At 41.3% G+C, this 20,342-nt stretch carries 14 protein-coding genes and 1 pseudogene; 8 read left to right on the top strand and 7 right to left on the bottom strand.

Features of this window, described 5'->3' with window-relative positions; translation table 11 throughout:
- Nucleotides 1-39: 39 nt before the first annotated feature.
- Entirely contained in the window at nucleotides 40-429 is a 390-nt protein-coding gene (locus RM049_RS18925) for a hypothetical protein (protein ID WP_322671633.1), read from the bottom strand.
- 166 nt (nucleotides 430-595) lie between these two features.
- Here RM049_RS18925 and RM049_RS18920 point away from each other — a divergent pair, with 166 nt between their 5' ends.
- Nucleotides 596-1,297, top strand: a complete 702-nt coding sequence (locus RM049_RS18920) for a DUF547 domain-containing protein (protein WP_322671634.1) — start codon at nucleotides 596-598, stop codon at nucleotides 1,295-1,297.
- Here the strand turns inward: RM049_RS18920 and RM049_RS18915 are convergent.
- Both RM049_RS18915 and RM049_RS18910 read right to left on the bottom strand, forming a co-directional pair.
- Nucleotides 1,282-2,037 (bottom strand): TIGR04283 family arsenosugar biosynthesis glycosyltransferase, encoded by a 756-nt coding sequence (locus tag RM049_RS18915; RefSeq protein ID WP_322705254.1) that lies wholly within the window; start codon nucleotides 2,035-2,037, stop codon nucleotides 1,282-1,284. The two genes, RM049_RS18920 and RM049_RS18915, sit on opposite strands and share 16 nt — an antisense overlap.
- A gap of 264 nt (nucleotides 2,038-2,301) precedes the next feature.
- Nucleotides 2,302-2,793 (bottom strand): rhodanese-like domain-containing protein, encoded by a 492-nt coding sequence (locus RM049_RS18910; protein WP_322705253.1) that lies wholly within the window; start codon nucleotides 2,791-2,793, stop codon nucleotides 2,302-2,304.
- A gap of 169 nt (nucleotides 2,794-2,962) precedes the next feature.
- Between RM049_RS18910 and RM049_RS18905 the strand changes: the two genes are divergently transcribed.
- Together RM049_RS18905 and RM049_RS18900 are read left to right on the top strand one after the other, a co-directional pair.
- Nucleotides 2,963-3,850 (top strand): pirin family protein, encoded by an 888-nt coding sequence (locus RM049_RS18905; protein ID WP_322705252.1) that lies wholly within the window; start codon nucleotides 2,963-2,965, stop codon nucleotides 3,848-3,850.
- 335 nt (nucleotides 3,851-4,185) lie between these two features.
- Nucleotides 4,186-5,592, top strand: coding sequence for a collagen-like protein (locus RM049_RS18900; RefSeq protein ID WP_322705251.1), 1,407 nt, complete (start codon nucleotides 4,186-4,188; stop codon nucleotides 5,590-5,592).
- Between the two features lie 389 nt (nucleotides 5,593-5,981).
- Here RM049_RS18900 and RM049_RS18895 read toward each other — a convergent pair whose 3' ends face one another.
- The 3 genes and pseudogenes from RM049_RS18895 to RM049_RS18885 all read right to left on the bottom strand — a co-directional run bounded on the left by RM049_RS18895 (nucleotide 5,982) and on the right by RM049_RS18885 (nucleotide 9,482).
- A complete protein-coding gene (locus RM049_RS18895; RefSeq protein WP_322705250.1) occupies nucleotides 5,982-6,542 on the bottom strand; it encodes a nitrate transporter in 561 nt (186 codons plus the stop codon).
- Between the two features lie 477 nt (nucleotides 6,543-7,019).
- Nucleotides 7,020-8,195, bottom strand: a complete 1,176-nt coding sequence (locus RM049_RS18890) for a patatin-like phospholipase family protein (RefSeq protein ID WP_322705249.1) — start codon at nucleotides 8,193-8,195, stop codon at nucleotides 7,020-7,022.
- A gap of 551 nt (nucleotides 8,196-8,746) precedes the next feature.
- Nucleotides 8,747-9,482 (bottom strand): annotated as a pseudogene (locus RM049_RS18885) (amidohydrolase family protein).
- Between the two features lie 417 nt (nucleotides 9,483-9,899).
- Here RM049_RS18885 and lepB point away from each other — a divergent pair.
- The 5 genes from lepB to RM049_RS18860 all read left to right on the top strand — a co-directional run bounded on the left by lepB (nucleotide 9,900) and on the right by RM049_RS18860 (nucleotide 19,539).
- Nucleotides 9,900-10,541, top strand: coding sequence for a signal peptidase I (lepB, locus tag RM049_RS18880; RefSeq protein ID WP_322671642.1), 642 nt, complete (start codon nucleotides 9,900-9,902; stop codon nucleotides 10,539-10,541).
- Nucleotides 10,542-10,976: 435 nt separating this feature from the next.
- Entirely contained in the window at nucleotides 10,977-11,762 is a 786-nt protein-coding gene (locus RM049_RS18875) for an MOSC domain-containing protein (RefSeq protein WP_322705248.1), read from the top strand.
- Nucleotides 11,763-12,296: 534 nt separating this feature from the next.
- Complete coding sequence (locus RM049_RS18870) at nucleotides 12,297-15,983, top strand: ATP-binding protein (RefSeq protein ID WP_322705247.1); 3,687 nt, start codon at nucleotides 12,297-12,299, stop codon at nucleotides 15,981-15,983.
- Nucleotides 15,980-17,815, top strand: a complete 1,836-nt coding sequence (locus tag RM049_RS18865) for an EAL domain-containing protein (RefSeq protein ID WP_322686182.1) — start codon at nucleotides 15,980-15,982, stop codon at nucleotides 17,813-17,815. Before RM049_RS18870 ends, RM049_RS18865 begins: the two co-directional genes overlap by 4 nt.
- A 266-nt stretch (nucleotides 17,816-18,081) precedes the next feature.
- Entirely contained in the window at nucleotides 18,082-19,539 is a 1,458-nt protein-coding gene (locus tag RM049_RS18860) for a response regulator (RefSeq protein WP_322705246.1), read from the top strand.
- Nucleotides 19,540-19,620: 81 nt separating this feature from the next.
- Here RM049_RS18860 and RM049_RS18855 read toward each other — a convergent pair whose 3' ends face one another.
- Nucleotides 19,621-20,295, bottom strand: coding sequence for a response regulator transcription factor (locus tag RM049_RS18855; RefSeq protein ID WP_322686180.1), 675 nt, complete (start codon nucleotides 20,293-20,295; stop codon nucleotides 19,621-19,623).
- Nucleotides 20,296-20,342: the final 47 nt, after the last annotated feature.

Here is a 20,342-nt window from a genome sequence, read left to right as displayed (position 1 = left end):
TTTCCCCTCTGCCTCTTGTGCCCAATCTCCAGTCTCAACTCAATTAGCTTTACGCTCTTTCAGCACTTGATCTAGCAAGTCTCTAGCAGGTTGTGCTTTAGCCAACGCTACTTGATGGTCATTATAAGCACGAACAAGCCGAGAAAGACTGCTCACACCTGTCTTGAGTTGCTCCAATTCTTCACCAGCAACTAGTTCGCCATCAAGCATCCGCCCAATTAACGGTTTAATATCGCCTACTTCCTGCCGGACTTTTTGGAGCTTTTCTAGAGAACTCAGTAAGGTTTTTAGTGAGTTCAATATGTCGTCAATATCTTGGGCATCCTCCACTGGCTCAGGTGGATTTTCAATTGCGATCGCATTTTTATCTGAAACCGTAGGCAATTCCTCTACAGACGTTTCACTTGTAACCCCATTTGACCGTGCCATCAACGCTTCCTCAAGGAATTTTCCTCAGTGTATCGCTGATTTGAAGTTGCCAAAGATAGTATTGTTATAATTCGTTAAATAAATACTTGTATAAATTCAAGTCTACGTTGCGATCGCGAAAGCAAAGAATTCTTTTAGCTACAGCCAACATATAAACACAGCAATAATGATTGATTTTGAACCTTGGGACAAGTTGTTGCGTCAATATGTCGATCGAGAGGGTCGTGTAAACTATATTGCTTGGAAAACTGAGCAACCTCAAGCGCTAGCTGATTGGTTGTCCAGTCAAAAAAATCTGGCTTTTACATCTAATAGCAACACTTCTGAGCAATTGGCATTGTGGATCAACCTTTACAATGCGTTCACCATTTCGGCAATTTTAGAAAGATACCCACTTGAGTCAATTCGTCCGCGAATCTTAGGCATTCCCAACTGGCTGGCTTTTTTGTGGTTCTTCCAACGTCGTGCTTATTATATATTTGACGAACATTACAGTTTAGCCCAAATAGAGAACCAAATTCTACGGAATCAATTACAGGAGCCACGAATTCATTTTGCAATTGTCTGCGCTTCGGTTGGTTGCCCGTTACTGCGTGCTGGAGCTTATTTTCCTCAACAAGTTACTCAGCAGTTAGATGAAGATACCCGTCGCTTCATTAACAATCCTGAAAAAGTCCGTTATGACTCAAATAGTAAAACGCTCTACTGTAGCAAAATCTTTAAATGGTATCGTCAAGATTTTCTTAAGGTCAAATCCTCTATTCCAGAATATATCCGCTCCTACCTAGAAACAGACCTGCCAATCAATGCCTCAACGCCGATTTCCTATCTTTACTATGATTGGAGCCTGAATCAGCGAATATCTTGATAAAATTGTTTGAGATAATTTGCATCAACGCCAATTCCCCACAAAAAACCGATATAAAGGTAGATTGCGTTTGCTTTCCAGCTACCCCATTTTGCGACGCGACGATCTGAAGAGTGAACAATGCGGTTGACTAGATAAATACGTCCTTTTTTAACCAATTTCAGGCATAAATCTCCATCTTCCATAATCGGTAATGCCTCATCAAATCCGTCGCAATCCCAAAAGTCAGTGCGACGACAAAACATTACCTGATCTCCGAACAACAGGCGCAATCCTCGAAAAAACAGGTGAGGTTTAAATAGCAGTGGTGCATAGTAGGTTTTTAAATAATTATGTAGAGAGATGCCCCAGCGAGTCGTTTGAGATCCACTCATTAGAGAAATGAACCCCCCACAGGCAATGGTTGACTCTGCTAGGGTTTGCTCGATTACAGTGATTAGGTCATCCGGCACCCAAGTATCTGCATGAAGAAAGCAAAGAATATCTCCAGTTGCAGCCGATGCTCCATAATTCATCTGGATAGAACGCCCACGCTGTTCAGATGAAAGAACTTGTACGCATAGCGATTGATTGAATGACCCAAAGCATTGCTTTGCAACTGCCACTGTCTCATCATCGCTGCCACCATCTACTACTATCACTTCAAAAGCAGGCGGATTAAGTAAAGTCAATTGGCGCAATGTCCGCTCTAAGCTAACTGCTTCGTTTAAAGTAGGAATGACAATCGAAACTTGAGACATGCAGCTTAAGTAGTTTTATCGTTGCTTTTATTCTACTTGCTCAATGTTGACAAGCTCTTATATCATGTTCGCATAATTAGTTATGATTTCCACAGTCATTGCACCCCACACGCCAGATGCTCCACTTGGGGAGACCCCAAGACCGCACTGGCTCCCCTTAATCCCCTCCCCGCTCTTCGGGAGGGGAGACGAAGCGTAGCTTTGGCGGGGTGGGGTTCTTTGGGTTTAATAAGTAATGAAGCGAATATGATATTAGTCCAAAGGTCAATACTCCTGAGCATGGTAAGTAGTTTTTAGCAGTTTTCCCCAGATTGCATTGTAAGGATGTACAACCTTTGTCGGATGACCATTTTGAAAAATCGGCCTGTCTTCGTTTGCCCACTGAAAAATTCCACCACTCAAGTTATAAATGCACTTAATCCTGGCTTCATCCAGTTTTTGGGCTAATTTTGCGCTTCGGTAGCCAACAGCACAGTACACAACAATTGGTCTATCTTTTAAAGCTGTTGCAACTGCTGTTAAGTCCTCTGTGAGAGGATCTATGCGTACTGCTGTTTCGATATGACTAACTGCATACTCAGCTTGACTTCGTGCATCTAGTAATAATGGACGGGGCTTTGCAGAATCTAATAGTAATTGAGTTAATTGGTTACAATTAATTTCCTTAACAGTAGGAAACTGAGATCCAATCAGAAGTTTAATAAAGTTAAAGGTGAGCGATCGCACTTGTGAAAAAACTCTCTGGTTGAGAAACAATACTGACTGGGGCTGTGTTTCATATTTAATCGGAAAAAACTAGTCAAAAACAGGCGATCGCATTGGCATCAACTCTCCAAAATAAACAGATAACTCATCAAGATTAGCTTATTTGCAAGTAAATATACTTATAATAATTACAGCATTTACTAATCACCTGCGATTATTTATGGCAATTCTTCAACTGATTGAACCCGAAGTTAAAAATCTGGGTGGTTTTTCTGCCCGCCGCAGTTTGCCATATCCTAATCGCCAAACGGTTGGGCCGTTTATCTTTTTCGATCATCTTGGGCCGTCCGTTATGCCCCCCAATCAAGGCATCGATGTCCGACCACATCCTCATATTAATCTGGCAACGGTAACTTATTTATTTGATGGTGCTTTGATGCATCGCGATAGTTTGGGTACTGTGCAGGAAATCCAACCAGGTGCAGTTAACTGGATGACAGCAGGAAAGGGGATTGTCCATTCAGAACGCTCACCTGACTTTGACCGTCAGCAAGAAACTACTATTCATGGCATTCAAACCTGGGTTGCCTTACCTGTTGAACACGAAGAAACCGAACCAACATTCATTCACTATCCTGCTGAAATCCTTCCCTCCTGGGAAGAGAATGGCGTTACGATCAAACTTATTGCTGGGCAAGCATTTGGCTATACCTCACCTGTAAAAGTTCTCTCACCTATCCTCTATTTAGATGCAGTGTTGTCTGCTAACACCCACTTCACTATCCCTACAGATTATTCACAAAGGGCAGTATACAGTGTCACAGAGGGATTGAGGATTAATGGTGAACCGATGGAGCAATATCGTCTCGCTATTCTAGAGCCAGACGATCGGGTTGAGGTTTCTGCTACATCTGCTGCTCGATGTATTATTATTGGCGGTGAGCCGTTAGGTACACGCTACAAATGGTGGAATTTTGTCTCTAGCCGACCAGAGCGAATAGAGCAAGCTAAAGCTGATTGGCGCGACTATCGCTTTGCTAGCGTGCCAGATGAAACAGAGTTTATTCCACTGCCAGAAGTGGTAACAGAAGCTAATCCTTTTTCATAAGTGTGTCACACTTCGACAGTCACTACCTTGCTTTAGGATGCCCAAGTTTAAGAGGTATTTGAATATAAAGTGAGTCTTTGGCGTAAACTGACCCAGTGGCTACCATGTTCTAACCAATAGAGTCAGAAAAAAATCACTATTAACCCAAGTTGCTAGTTACTCTTATGGGCGATCGCTTTGGGACAATTCCCCTCTGCCCCTCTGCTCCTCTGCCCCTAGAGCGGTCTTAATGATAAGTCTTTAACCAAACACGATCTCACTGGACAAGAGGGAGCAAATTGTTGAAACTCAGCGTCAGGAGTAGATAATTCAACTAAAGTTTTAGGTGTAAATAGATGCACAATGGTTTTAGGAGTAAACTGCCACTACTGCTGACATTCTGCTTATTTACTAGCTTTTTGCCTGCCTCTGGTTCAGTTTTATGTCCAGCCGTTGCCTCTGATGAATACTATAAAATAGCTAGAAATTATGGCAGAGATGGACGCGCCGGAACCGATGGGCGATCGGGTAGAGATGGTAGCAGCGGTGAAAACCAAAATATTTTTGTCAATGGTTCACCTGTAAATCTTGACTTGTCGGGTAAAGATGGTGAAGACGGGGAAGACGGGGAAGATGGTTATCAACCTGACTGTGGTTCCCAACGCGGCGATCGCGTCAGCCATGATATAAACGCACCAGATGGTGGTAGTGGCGGTAATGGTGGCAAAGGAGGAGATGGGGGAAATGGTGGTTCTTTGACAGTGTATTACAGCAATTTAGCAGACTTACGGAATATTTCTGTTCGGGCAACTAGTGGCGAAGGCGGGCGCGGTGGTAGAGGTGGTAGGGGTACGGAAGGCTGTAACTGTCACAGACGAAGATGGGAAGTAAAAACCTGCCAGGGAACTCCTGGTAGTCCTGATTATAAGTGTACTGAAAAGGTTTATCGATGTAGCGATGGTAGCGATGGGCGAGATGGCAGTGATGGTAGCGATGGTAGCCAAGGACGCTTAGGAACTTTGAGTATTGTCAATAGCAAGGAACCTTTGGCAGCTGATACTCCAACTGTGCGGCTAGCAATGTCGGAACTGCTAAATAAACAGTTCAAACTCTCGAAGAATAAGTGGAATCAACGCATAGGGGCGGCTTCTTTACTTGCGCCTGGTTCTGCGATCGCCGATGATTATCGAGAGTTTGAACAGCGTCTAGAAGAGGCTTTTCAAATAGTTTGGCAAGAAAGACAACCCATTACCAGCTTTGGCAATCAAGCCGTAACACTAAATTTAACTGATAACAAACAAGTAGAAATTACTTTTTCTGAGGAATTATGGGTTGAAGGTAACAGCAAAAGTGAGGCTAACTTAACAACATTTACTGTTAACCATGCCATTCCCAAAAAAGATGTCACCCGGTTAGCTGTGGCAGAGTTTGCCGATGCCGGACAAAATCTCAACTTAAAAATAGTTGATTTGGCAGCCAAGTCTGATGCTATTAATACTCAATTTCGCGTGAAATTCCGCGCCCAGGATAGCTTGCACGGTTTTTCTGGCTACAAAACTGAATTTGAAGGGGATATTCCCACAGAACTTGTGACTCGTGACTACAACCGTTTTACTCTAGCTTTGGGCAAGCTCAAAATTCCTGACGACGCTTTACGCCCTGGTGTCAACGTTGATATTGAAGTCGTAGCAACTCGTTCTTTAGGAATACGTTCTGCCAAGCAAACTATTAGCTGGCAGGGTGCAATCCGCAAGCCTAGATAAAGAAGAATTCAGAATTCAGAATTCTGAATCAAAACGCTCTCTACAAAAAGCTGCGCGTAGCGTCTACCTTTGGGAGAAGAGAAGGCTAGGCTTTATACCAATTCGCAATTCGCAATGACGCTCGTTCCTCGCTAACGCAATTCGCAATTGAGAAATTTAGATGCAGCAAAGCTTTCAGAGGTTACATCTGTATCAGATTTTTCGTGAAATGGTATTACGCTGCGCTACCTGCCACTCGTACACAATTCATTCTGACTCCTGACACCATTTTGAAAAATGATTGCGACAGATGGATTCACACCAAGCCAGACGCACAAGGCAATTTCCAATCCAAAATCTAAAATCCAAAATCTAAAATGGTATGACTCCTGAATTCTGCTCGATAAAGTTTAAGAAGATTTTTTTCCATCTGAAACCATTTGCGAGAGAATATAGGCTGCGAAATCTAGTAACTGATCCAGCAAAAAGCCAATGATGCCGATGTATAATATTTCCTGGATTATATAATCAGTATTGCCAGCTTTATAAGCATCCCAGAGGGTAAAGCCAAGTCCTCTTGGGCCTGTTAACATTTCTGTGGCAATAACGATAAACCAGGCTACCCAAATGCTAACTTTCAAGGCATGAAATATATGAAAAATAGCTACTCGAAAGTTATTATTCTGTCTCTTGAAATGCCGCATCCCTATTGCTGTGTTAATAATCATTGTCCAAAGAGTTCCCACAAAAACTACTACAATAGCAGCCGAGTCGCTCTCTTGAAAAGCGATGAGAGCAATAGGTAGCAAAGCGATAGGAGGGATACTATGAGGTATCTGGAATATCAGCCGAAATAGCTGATAAACCATGCTATTTCTGCCGATGAAATATCCGATAAAACTACCCAAGACAGCGGCTGGAATATAACCAACAAATAACCGTTGTAGGCTAGCTAAAATGTCTAAAAACATATTATTTTCTCTGCCTCAGTTCTCATGGAAAACATTCGGGAAATACTGCGGCAACAACACAAAACAGGGCTGAGAAAAATGTATTTGATTACACATTCTATTTTGTTACTAAAAGATTTTTTATATCTTCTCCTGTTAATTATTAATTAAAAAACTTAGGTATTATTACGATGTGATAGGAGTAGTACAAAGAAGAGGTAAAGCTTGACTTGACTAAACTTTATCAGAAAAGCAAATTTTAATTAGTAAATTAAATACAATTTCGAGAATTTATCAAAGAAGGCAGTTATTGTTATATGTGACGTGCGTAGTTTACCGCACTTCGGCAAGGCTCAGTGACCACCGTAGGCATCGCTCCTTGACTATCTAAGCTGATGCAACCAGCCAGAAAAAGTCTTGAACGGCATGTAAAAATCAATTGGATGGGTATTCAAACCCCAACCAATTGTAGACAGTTGTAAATAATGACACAGTTCGCTAGTTATCTTTAATAAAAGACGCGATCGCCTTTTTTATTGGAGAACCGGAATCGTCTCTGGTATAGTACGTAAGACCTTCCTCAATGAATGCAGAAGTAGTATCTATTAACTGCTGAAGAATCACGGAATTAGTATTATCTATTTCTTCAGTGACTTTTTCCCCTGTAAATTTATTTTTCCGCTCTTCTGGAGGTAAGACAATGCGAGGATCTTTATAAGTCTCTTTTGGTTTGGGTTTAAATGTTTCATTTAAGTCAAACTGAAGACGTAAGTAACGTTTAGACTCATATCCACCCATAATTTGTCGGCAAATCGTACTATCAATCTCAGATGTAGGTTCCATGAATATGTTAGTAAGATTTTTGATCCAGTCTAAACCTCTCCATTTGCTTATTTGCTTATATTGATATGGTTGACCAGTTTGACCTGTGCCAATAGAAAGGATAGAAATATCTTCTAATCGCAGATTATTTAGTTTATATTGTTGCTTGATTTCTGGAGATACTGAAGACTGGCTAATCCTCATCGCTAAACTCAAAGCTGCCAGAGCAGGGTTATTAGCAGAAACTCCTCCATCAATGTGGGGGAATTCCCAGTCACCAAATTTTTGTTTATCTACAGGTTCTAATTTATATGGTGGAAAAAAAGTAGGTGCTGAGGCAGAAGCGGTACATATTTCCCATAAATAACAGTCATCGTACCATCTGTCTCCTAAATCGGGATGACAATTTGTAAAAAAGGTGGTGTTGCGATATAGCGTATCGTAAGCAAGAATCAAAAGAATGGGTTTTTCGATATCCTTGATTCTTGTAGATTTATAAGCATCTTTGAGTACGCTAGTAATTCCATCATGAGAATATTTAGATGGGGAAAATACATCAATAATTGATTTGATGATGGACGGAAAGTTTTTGTAGCGCTCTTTTATTTCCAGAGGGAATATATCTTTACCTCTATTTTTATACATTTTAATAAGTTCATCACTTTCCTTTCCGGTAGCAATCCCTCCTGCTAATATCGAACCAGTAGAAGTACCAGCAACCATGTCAAAATATTCGTGTAAAAACTCTCCTTTTCCCTGATTTCTAATTTCTTGTTCTACTTGTTGAAGTATTCGTGCTGCAACAATTCCACGAATACCGCCACCGTCTAAAGCCAAAATTTTGAAGGCCATAGTAATTCTCTTTGATTATTTTTTTGTGGACAAGGATCGTGAGATGAACCACAATACAATTCCATTAGCTTGTTTACTCTTATCCGACTTATCCGATTTATCCGACTGGAAGAATACCTAAGTTTTTTTTTAACGAATTCCCTTCTCTACGAGACACTACCTATAGCTTGCTTATCTGTAAAACGGGTATGCGTAGTATTGGTGTCAACTTAACGTGAAAGCCAGCCTCAAAACCAGCTTTTAAATATTATCTCGTTCCCAGTCGAAGACTGGGAATGCCGTCGTAGAGGCTCCGCCTTGCGCAATACTGTTCGGTTAAGGCAAGAGACGCGATGAATCGCCGTCTCTACAATAGTCAATCTTTCGTAGAGACGGCGATTTATCGCGTCTTTGCGATCGTTTAACTTGAAACACTTAGAAATACAGCAAAATTCTACGTTCTGAGTTATAGAAATACCCCACCTGCACAATCTGGCATGAAGGTTGGGGAGGAATATATCTTATGTAGTTGCTGTAAATTCAAGGTTTCAGTAAAGTTAAATAAATATTTGCTACAAGAAAGTTAAAGCTTGACCCCGCACTTGCGTATTTACCTGGCCTTTGTCATAAACTATTTCACCGCCGACAATGGTGGTTTTAGCCCAGCCGGTGAGGTTCCAGCCTTCAAAAGGACTCCAATGGCATTTGGTTAAAAGTTCTTCGCGCTGGACTGGACGGTATGTGTTTAAATCTACAAGCACCAAATCGGCATCATAACCAGGGGCGATCGCCTTTGGCAAATATCGCCTCCAATGCTGTTTCGCCATCAACTAGCAACTGACCATGCATCGACCCCATGAAAATCTTAATTCCCGGTGTTGGCTTTGCTAAGAGCAAATCTGGTAAACTCTCTGCTGTTGCCCCAATAAAAAAGCCATAATTAACTAAGGATTTGTGTGAGGCCCGTTCTAGCTTGTCGTCTAAAGCCTGTTGTGTCGTAGTTAGGGGGCGCGTATTGGGCATTTCTAAAAAAGAAGTGACTCCCCCTTTAGCACAGGCACAACTAGCGGTGAATAAATCTTCCTTGTGTTCTAGTCCAGGTTCCCGGAAATGCACCTGCGGATCGATAACTCCTGGCAACAAAGTTAAGCCTTCTGCGTCAATTTCAGTGGCTAGTGCTGTTTGGGAGATTTCTGGCGCAACTTCGACTATTTGGCGATCGCGCGTCAACACATCCCCAACCATCAGTTCACCATCGGGTAAGATTATGCGAGCTTGGCGAATCAGTAACATTTTTGGCGATGACATAGGGATAACCAAGTTTAAACAGCGAGCTATGTATTACAGAGAACCATGCTTTTAGGTTAAACTTATTCGCGATCGGAGTAACCAATTTTTGCCGCACCTTAAAAAAAAGTTTATTTTTAACAAGAGAGGCAGCAGGAGTTTAATTCCGCCACAAAATCTCCGATTTGGTGGACTGCAATTAGATAAGGTTGAACGCGAAAGCGTCTGTCTTATATAGAAGCCTCATCTAAATTGAAACCTACTCCTGCCCCCTGCCCCCTGCCCCCTGCCTCCTATCTCCTTCCCAATCCACAATCTCAAATTGGTAGTCAAGATGCAAACATAATTAGGAAATTAAAATTTTCCCGTTAAGATTAACAGATAAAGTCTCACTAGGCGAGTTAATTACCTACGTCTTTCGTTAAGTTAAGTAATTTCATGCATAATCAAGTGTCTGATAACAACTCTAGTCAACAACCCGATAATTCCTGGATCGCAGAGCTAGGTAGAACAATTGTATTGAGCATCGTTCTAGCTCTGGGAATTCGTACCTTTGTTGCTGAAGCACGCTGGATTCCTTCTGGCTCAATGGAACCAACTCTGCATGGTACGCCAAACCAGTGGGAGGCAGACAAAATTATTGTCGATAAGTTGAAGTATAAATTTGCTGACCCACAGCGGGGAGATATAGTAGTATTTTCACCTACGAAAGAGCTACAAAAAGAACAATATCAAGATGCTTTTATTAAACGTATAATTGGCTTACCTGGAGAGAAAATACAACTTAAGGATGGCAAAGTCTATATCAACGACAAACCTCTGCCAGAATCTAATTACCTCAGTTCTGGGCAGACTACAGTTATTGATGTTTGCCAATCAGGGCCACAGCCACCTTTTTTGGCCAAACCCCAGACTATACCAACCGATTCATATTTAGTACTGGGTGATAATCGTAACAGTAGTTATGATAGCCGCTGCTGGGGTGTTGTCCCTCGCCAGAATATCATTGGACGTGCTGTAGTTCGCTTCTGGCCTTTAAATCATGTTGGCGGAATCGATAAATCGCCAGTATATCCATAAATTAACAAACAATATTGCTCAAATAGCTCATTAACAAAAGAATTTTAGATTTTAGATTGGGGACTACTAAATCACCAATCTAAAATCCAAAATCCGTGTTGAAAAGTTCAGTTCGCTCTTTGCGAGATACTGCGACTTTTCGCCAAATCTCAAATCCAAATATTTCTATGACCGAAGAGGGAAAGGGGCAAAGGGGCAGGGGGCAGGGATTGCTCCCCCTGCCCCGAAGCCGTGAAGCAAAGCGGAACATGGGTATCAAGCCCCGTCATAAAGGACGTTCTTGATTGGTCGGAGTATCAAGCTCCGTCCAATCCTCCCCCTTGCTCCCTGCTCCCTGCTCCCTGCTCCCCTGCCTCTTTTGACGGGTGTCTAAAATGTTTGAATGCGTGAATTTTGAATTTTGAATTTTGAATTTTGAATTCGGAGCGAAGCGACGTGACGCCTTACCTAGCTAAGATTTTACTGTATCCAGTTAAATCACTGGATGGTGTTGAAGTTGAGAACGCTAGAGTTCTTGCCAGTGGCGCACTACAGTATGACCGCGAGTTTGCCCTTTTTGACGAACAAGGTAGATTTGTCAATGGTAAGCGTCATGCTAAAATCCATTTAATAAGGGCACAATTTGCACTCTTAAATAGAACTATCTCGTTGCAAATTCCCGATCGCAACTTACAACAGATTTTTCATCTGGATGAGGAACGGCAAGCATTAGAAGCAACTTTGAGTGATTATTTTGAGTTTGCTGTCACATTAAGACAAAACTCTTTGATGGGTTTTCCTGACGATACACACTCACTTGGCCCAACGGTAATTAGTACGGCCACATTGGCAGAGGTAGCTTCTTGGTTTCCTGGTTTAAGTGTAGATGAAATGCGCCGTCGGATGCGTGCCAACATCGAGATTGGTGGTGTACCAGCATTTTGGGAAGATCGGCTATTTAGCGAACAAGGTGATTTAGTCTCTTTTCGAGTGGGAGATGTAGACTTTTTTGGCGTTAACCCATGTCAGCGTTGTATAGTCCCAACACGCAATTCTTATTTAGGGGAAGCTTACCCAAACTTTCAAAAAATCTTTACAACCCAGCGACAAGCAACTTTGCCAAATTGGGTTGCTTCATCGCCTTTTAATCACTTTTATCGATTGAGTATCAATACTCAACTGCCGCCATCATCAGCCGAAAAAATTTTACAAATTGGCGATCGAGTCGAAATTGATATATAAGAAAATTAACATTTTGTCAATATAAAAAATACAAAGTAAATTTTTTCTATTTTTTTTTGTTTCTGCTGTGTATTTGCATAACAATTCTAAAATTGCTGTAATTAAATATAAGTTCTTGTGCAAATCCAGAGGTTTCCAGACCAGAAAATCAACACATCAGCAATTAAAAATTAAATTTAGGATTGGGTGCTAATGGCGACCTGAATTTTAGAATGGCATACTGGAGCTTATTGGTTAAATTTCAGTTCATCTGAGAAAATTTGTGGAAATAATTGCCAGATAAAATTGAGCAAATTCAAGTGCGATGGCGTATCCACATAGACGATTTCTATAGTGGACTACTCCTGTGCAAAGTTTGAAAATTAGGCGTTGGAGGAAGTTAGCCAGTCAAACAATTATAAGTATTTCGTACGATTTTATACTAAAAATATAAAATTTTCATAAAGAGCGATGTCTGCCGTAATTATACTTATATAGAATGTAGCTAGCACGGCAAAATGCACCTAGTAGATGCTGGGGAAGAATAAAACTACAATGTTATCCAAACTTCAGCCCGTCAAATCATTTAATCGCTTAGTTGGCAAAGTTTATGCCAAGATGCCCCTGAGATATGTTCTGATTGTGCCCTTTATCTTGCAAATTTGTGGTGCGGTGGGACTTGTGGGCTATCTTTCGTATCAAAACGGGCAAAAAGCGGTAAGTGAGCTTGCTAATCAATTAGAAAATGAAATCTGCGATCGCATTGAACAGCATCTCGATCGCTATTTAACAACTCCAAAGCAAATCAATCAAATCAACTTAGATGCGATTGAGCTAGGTTTGCTCAACCTTTCGGACTTTCAAACCACCGGCAATTACTTTTGGAAACAAATGCAGGTTTTCAATGTTGGCTACAACAGCTTTGCCAATTTCAAAGGTGAGTTTATTGGTGTTGAGCGTCTAGATAATGGCCAGCTCTTAATTAATGAAGTTAGCGCCAAGCATGGTGTAGGCAAACTCTATGTTTATCCTACAGACAAGCAAGGAAATCGCCGCCATTTACAGCAAGTCAAAAATTACGATCCTCGCCTAGAAGCTTGGTATACAGATCCAGTTAAGAGAAGCAAACGAGTTTGGAGTCAAATTTATCCATGGGAAGATAAACCAGAAGTTTTATCCATATCTTCCAGCTATCCTGTTTACGATAAAAATCGCAAATTTGTTGGGGTGATTAGTGTTGATTTGCTCTTATCACAAATTAGCAAGTTTTTAGCTAAGTTAAAAATCAAAGAGTCGGGTAAAACTTTTATTTTAGAGCGTTCTGGGTATATAGTAGCTTCTTCTACTAGCGAGCCACCATACCGGATCGTTAATGGTAAAGGAAAACGTCTATCAGCATTAGATAGTCAAAATCCTTTAATTAAACTCACTACACAGTCTTTGATCGAACGCTTTGGTAGTCTGAAGTTGATTGTGGGGAAGCAACAGCTAAGTTTTACCGCCGATGGAATGCGTTATTTTGTACAGGTAAAAAGCTGGAGGGACGAACTGGGTTTAGATTGGCTAATCGTGGCGGTGATTCCCGAAGGCGAATTTATGGAGCAAATTAATGCCAACACCCGCATCACTATTTTGCTGTGCATAGTTGCTTTTTTAGTGGCTACAAGAATTGGGATTTTGACTGCTCGTTGGATAATTAAACCGATTTCACAATTAAACAGAACGGCAAAGAAAATTGCTGAAGGTGAATGGGAGGAAACACCAAACATTCAGCGTTCCGATGAACTGGGAGAACTAGCTAAATCATTTGAAACTATGGCAAAGCAACTCCAAGCATCCTTTAGTGCTTTAGAAGCAAAGAATGCCCAAATGCAAGTTTTAAATGAGGCACTATCTCATAATCAGAGTCAGCTAACTCAATTTTTAGAAGCCATACCGGTCGGTGTATTTATCATCGATGCTGAAGGTAAACCTTATTATACAAATCAGATTGGGCAGCAAATTCTCGGTCAAGGAGCGATCGCAGAAGTCACAGTCGAAGAATTGCCAGAGATATATCAAGCTTACCTTGCCGGGACAGATCGACTTTACCCCAGCGATCGCTTGCCGATTTTGAGAGCATTGCTTGGGGAAAGCATCAGGGTTGATGATATGGAAATTCGCTATTGTGGCAATATTACTTGCATTGAGGTTTTAGGAAAGCCAATTTATGATGAATCAGGGAACGTGGCTTTTGCGATCGCCACATTTTTTGATATCACCCAACGCAAACAAACAGAAAAGTTATTAGCAGAATACAATCGCACCTTAGAGGCTCAAGTAAAAAAACGTACCCAAGAGTTCCAGCAAGTTATTGAGCAACTGCAAACCACCCAAGAAGAACTGATTCAATCGCAAAAAATCGCTGCACAGGAACAACAAGCAGCCGTTCGAGAAGCCGCGCGAAGTGCTGCCGCCAACCTCGCCAAAAGTGAATTCCTGGCTAACATGAGCCACGAACTGCGTACCCCACTCAATGCCATTCTTGGTTTTACCCAAGTCATGAGTCGAGATTATTCGCTATCTAGCGAACATCAAGAAAACTTGGCAATAATTAATCGTGCTGGCGAACATCTACTCAAATTGATTAATGACATTCTCGAAATGTCTAAAATCGAAGCTGGCAAAATCACTTTAAATTCCAGCAGCTTTGACTTAATTCATTTGTTGAAGAATTTAGAAGAGATGTTGCACTTGCGTGCTGCATCTAAAAATTTAGAATTACTGTTTGAATATGCGCCAGATATTCCTAAATACATAGAAACTGACGAAAATAAATTGTGTCAAGTATTGCTCAACCTCTTGGGAAATGCGATTAAATTTACCGAGAAAGGGAGTGTGACGCTACGGGTGAGACTAGGGGCTGGGGATTGGGGACTGGGGGCTGGGGACTGGGGACTGGGGACTAGAGAGAGCGAGGAAAAATTGAATTTTTCGTTTTCACCCTTACCTCATGCTTCCTACCCGTCTGCTTCTTCAGCCCAATCCCCAATTCCTAATCCCCAATCCCTCATCTTCGAGGTACAAGATACTGGCTGTGGTATTGCCCCACAAGAACTTGACTTGCTGTTTGAGGCTTTTGAGCAAACTGAAATCGGCAGAAAATTCCAACAAGGGACGGGACTGGGTTTAGCGATTAGCCGTAAATACGTGCAACTGATGGGAGGAGATATTACTGTCAGCACGATGCCTGGTGTCGGTAGTACATTTGCCTTTGATGTTCAGATTGCTCTAACTTGCCCCAGAGAAATCCCGATCGACCAAATAAAATCACAAATTAGAGCTTTAGCACCTAGTGAAAAAGTATACCGTATCCTAGTAGTTGACGATTCCAAAGAAAGTCGTATATTGCTAGTTAAAATTCTCACATCTCTTGGCTTTGAAGTTAATGAAGCTACAGATGGTAGTGAAGCGATCGCTAATTGGGAATCTTGGCAACCACACCTGATTTTTATGGATATGCGAATGCCAGTTATGGACGGTTACGAAGCCACAAGAATTATTAAAGCTAGAGAAATCGGGCATGGAACAGCCAATACGTCGCGGAGGTTTCCAAAATTGAAACAACTGGTATCATCGGGGAGCCAGTACCTTGCAGAGGAGTTAACCGATTCCGGCGAGGGTGAGGTTCTGAAAGTTGTATGCAAATCTTCTACACCCGAAACAGCTGGTGCGATTGAAAATGATGCTTCTGGTGCGTCCACTTGGCGATCGCGGATGCCAACAGCCTTGGCTCCTCCTGACGACTTCTCTAGAACAATGCCAGATCGCTCCAATACCAATACAATCATTATTGCCCTAACTGCTAGCGCCTTTGAGGAAGAACGCCAGAAAATTTTGTCCATTGGCTGTGATGATTTTATTCGCAAGCCATTCAAACAGGAAGTATTATTGGAAAAACTGAGCAAACATCTGGGTTTAAAATATACCAATCAAGTAGAAACCACAAACACAGTAGTTGCCGATCGAGGTACACAGATTTTTGTAAGTGTTGCCGAACTCCTGGGTCATTTATCACAAATGTCACCTGAGTGGCTCCAACAGATTCACTATGCCGCAGCTAGCTGTAGCGATGAACTGATTTTAGAGTTACTCAAAGAAATTCCATCAGATAATGCTCAAGTTTTCCAAGTTCTCAGGGATTTAGCAAATAACTACCAGTTTGAGAAAATCATGGAATTGACTACAACAAACTTAGAATGAATTACGAGCATTTAGACCCTAATAAAAAAGATATTTTGATCGTTGATGATATGGCGGATAACCTCCGGGTTTTATCCTCCATATTGACAAGGGAAGGGTATAACGTTCGTAAAGCTTTGAACTGGCAAATGGCACTGACAGCGACTCAAACATTATTACCTGATTTGATTCTACTCGATATCATGATGCCAGAAGTAGATGGGTATGAAATTTGCCAGACCTTTAAAGCTTGGGATTTAACAGCCGATATTCCAGTAATTTTTATTAGCGCTTTAGATGATGTTTTTGACAAAGTTAAAGCCTTTAAAGTGGGTGGTGTAGACTACATCACCAAACCTTTTGAGTTTCAAGAAGTTTTAGTGCGCGTGCAAAATCAACTGGCATTGAGATCGGCGCGATTAGAAATACTGAAACTAAATGTTGAGCTTGAAGATCGGGTAAAACAACGGACTGGAGAGCTAGAAAAAACTCTCCAAAAACTTCAACAAGAAATCGATTCCCGCCAGAAATTGCAAAGTCAACTGCTAGATATAGCACTGCATGATTCCCTGACTGGATTATCAAACCGAGTTTTGTTTATTAGGCGACTAGAAAATGCTCTAAATCGGGCCAAACAAGAATCTAGTTATCAATTTGCAGTACTTTTTTTGGACTGCGATCGCTTCAAAGTTGTTAATGATTCTCTTGGTCATCTGGTAGGAGATGAATTGCTGATAGCCATTGCTCACCGCTTACAAGGATGTATCATACCTGTTGATACTTTAGCACGATTGGGCGGGGACGAATTTGGAATTCTCCTAGAAAATATCACAGATGTCAATATAGCAATCCAAGTTGCAGAAAGGATTTTGCAACAGTTATCACTTGCTTTTCAACTGTCAAGATATGAAGTATTTATGAATGCCAGTATTGGCATTAGTTGGGGCAATAAAGATTACGATCGCCCAGAGTATTTGCTGCGAGATGCTGATACGGCAATGTATCGGGCTAAGGCTCAAGGAAGAGCCAACTATCACGTTTTTAATCCAGCGATGCATCAGGAAGCTATTCAGCTTTTAGAGTTAGAAAATGACCTGCGGAGGGCTGTGGAAAGGCGAGAATTCCTCGTTTACTATCAGCCAATTATTTCCCTGGTTACAGGTAGAATTTCTGGATTTGAAGCCTTGGTACGCTGGCAACATCCGATCCGTGGTTTGGTTTCTCCTATAGAATTTATTCCTGTGGCCGAAGAAACGGGTTTAATTAATGCGATCAATACTTGGGTATTACAGTCAGCTTGTCATCAATTAAGCATCTGGCAACATAATCCAGTCACACCAGAACCTCTAACTATAAGCGTCAATTTGAGTGCAAGGTTATTTTTACAGCCAAATTTGGTAGAGCAAATTGACCGAATAATTTATGAAAATCAAATAAACCCCGCATATTTAGAATTAGAAATTACCGAAAGTGTAATTATGGAAAATACTGATGCAATCAAAGGAATTCTTGAACAACTAAAGCAGCGAAAAATTAAGTTGATTATGGATGACTTTGGTACAGGATATTCCTCTTTAAGTTACCTGCATAGCTTCCCTTTGAATGCACTCAAAATTGATAAATCTTTCGTCAAGCGGATGCAGGAGAATAAAGAGAATATGGGGTTAGTACCAGCAATGATTGGCATTGCCAACTCAATGGGGATGAGTGCGATCGCTGAAGGCGTCGAAACACAAGAACAGTTAGCCCAATTGAGAAGTTTAAACTGTAATTTTGCTCAAGGATATTTATTTTCTAAACCCGTAGAACAACGACTGGCTGTTGAGTTGCTCGCTTCAGCACCTCAATGGTAGCTATCAAGTAGCACCTGGAAAAAATTTCATTTCGATCCTTGGCTAGATAATCTGTGAGTGCTATTTATTACAATCGTGACAACAATTCATCGTGTTGCCAAAGGTGATAAGTGGCTAATAGCTTCGATAATCTGCAAAACTCTCCAGCCACGTGAGAGTTAAACTATAAATATAAATATTTCGGTGAAATCGGTCAACAAATTTTAGGGTGATTTCAAACAAGGATTTACTATCCTCAATAATTATACGCGTAACTTTGATCAATAATGCATTTTAATCAAACTAACCATCAGAAAAGAAATATTTTGGTGGTCGATGATACCCCAGATAATCTGCGGCTTTTATCAGCGATGTTGACTGCACAAGGTTTTGAAGTTCGCAAAGCCTTAAACGGTAAAATGGCACTGACTGCATGTCAAATGGTTTTGCCCGATGTGATTTTGCTGGATATCAATATGCCAGGTATGGATGGCTACCAAGTTTGTCAACAACTAAAAGCTGACGATAAAACTAGTGAAGTCCCAGTAATTTTTATTAGCGCTCTGGATGATGTTGTCGATAAGGTAAAGGCATTTGATGTTGGTGGTGTAGATTATATTGCCAAACCTTTTCATGGTGCAGAAGTGGTATTGCGAATTGAAAATCAGATTAATTTACGCTTGCTCCAAGTTAAACTGCAAGAACAAAACTTTTTACTCCAACAGGCTCTTGACAACTTGAAAGCCTCTCAAGTTCAACAAATTCAGAACGAAAAGATGGTGGCGCTGGGACAGTTAGTAGCTGGACTAGCTCATGAGATTAATAACCCGATCAGTTTTATTTATGGAAATCTCCAATATGCTGGTCAATATGTGGAAGACCTAGTGAAAATGATTGAAGTCTATCAGCAAGAATATCCCAAACCCACACCAAAAATTCAGCAGATAGCCAAAGATATAGACTTGAATTTTATCATTAAGGATCTGCAAAATCTGATAGGTGCAATGTATAGAGGCTCCGATCGCATTCAGGAAATTGTACTGGCGCTACAACATTTTTCTCGGCATGATGAAGCAGAGATGAAACGAGTCAATATCCATGAAGACATCGAAAACACTTTAGTGATGTTACAACATCGGCTCAGGGAAACAGCCAATCGTCCGGCAATTGTTGTAGTGAAAGATTATGGTAACTTGCCCCTAGTCACTTGTTATGCAAGTGAACTAAATCAAGTATTTATGCATTTGTTGAATAATGCTATTGATGCAATAGAGGAGGGAGTAGAGAACGGAAAGTGGGGAGCAGGTAATCAATTTCCAGATGAAGCAATGGGAAATGAAGCATGGGGAATAGGGAATCAATCTTCTCCTCCCCAAATTTGGATTCATACAGAGGTAACAGACTTGAACCTAGTCAAAATTGCGATCGCTGATAATGGTCTTGGTATTGAAGAGTCGTTGCGATCGCGTTTATTTGATCCATTTTTTACCACAAAACCTGTGGGCAAAGGTAGTGGACTAGGATTATCCATTAGCTATCAAATTATCGTCCAAAAACATCGAGGAAATATAAGCTGTAACTCATCTGTGGGCAAAGGAGCGGAGTTTGCAATCGAAATTCCCATAGAGCAGCAACCTGATATCTCATCGCAATTTTCAAAATCGGAAAAGGGATTAGGGAGCAGGGGAGCAGGGGAGCAGGGGAAGCAGGGGAAGCAGGGGAAGCAGGGGGAGCAGGGGAGGTAGGGGAGATTAATTAATACCAATGCCCAATGCCCAATGCCCAATGCCCAATGACCAATGACAAATGACAAATGCCCAATAAATCTAATTAATCAACAATTCTGGTGCTACCAATCCTTTTTGAATAGCTAAGACTGCGGCTTGAGTGCGATCGCGTACTTCTAGTTTTTGTAAAATAGCATGGACATGAACCCGCACTGTACCAGGGGCAATGTAGAGAATTTCAGCAATTTCTTGATTGCTTTTGCCAGCTGCTACCAGTGCCAAAATTTCTTGCTCCCGCTTCGTTAAAGGATTTTCTAAAGATTCCTCAGTTTTTGCAGACTGCACCGCTATCGAATTGCCCTCAAAAGCGGCTCTAATTTCAGTTGTTGCCGTTTGATCCCACCAAGAAGCGCCCGCAGCAACCGAGCGCACTGCTAATATCAAAGACTCAGCCGGAATACCTTTAAGGCAGTAACCTTGCGCTCCGGCGGCAATTAACCGCGAAATCAGGGGTTTTTCAGAACGAGACGTTAAAACGAGAATTGGTAAATTTGGGTGCTTCTGCTTGATTTGGCGACAAGCCTCAATCCCGCCAATCCCTGGTAAACCTATATCCAGCAAGACCAAATCCAGAGGATAGTGATTGGCTAATTCTACAGCTTGTTCCCCATCTTCTGCTTCTGCGACAATCTCCAAACTGGTTTCTTGTTGCAACCGCATCCGCAAACCAAGGCGAAATAATTCATCATCTTCAACTAGTAAGATTTTTGTCATTTGTCATTTGTCATTTGTCATTTGTCATTTGTCATTTGTCATTTGTC

Source organism: Nostoc sp. DedQUE04 (assembly GCF_034530995.1).
Taxonomy (GTDB): Bacteria; Cyanobacteriota; Cyanobacteriia; order Cyanobacteriales; family Nostocaceae; genus Nostoc.
The sequence above is the reverse complement of the archived record's forward strand: the minus strand, read 5'-3'. Positions and strand labels throughout refer to the sequence as shown.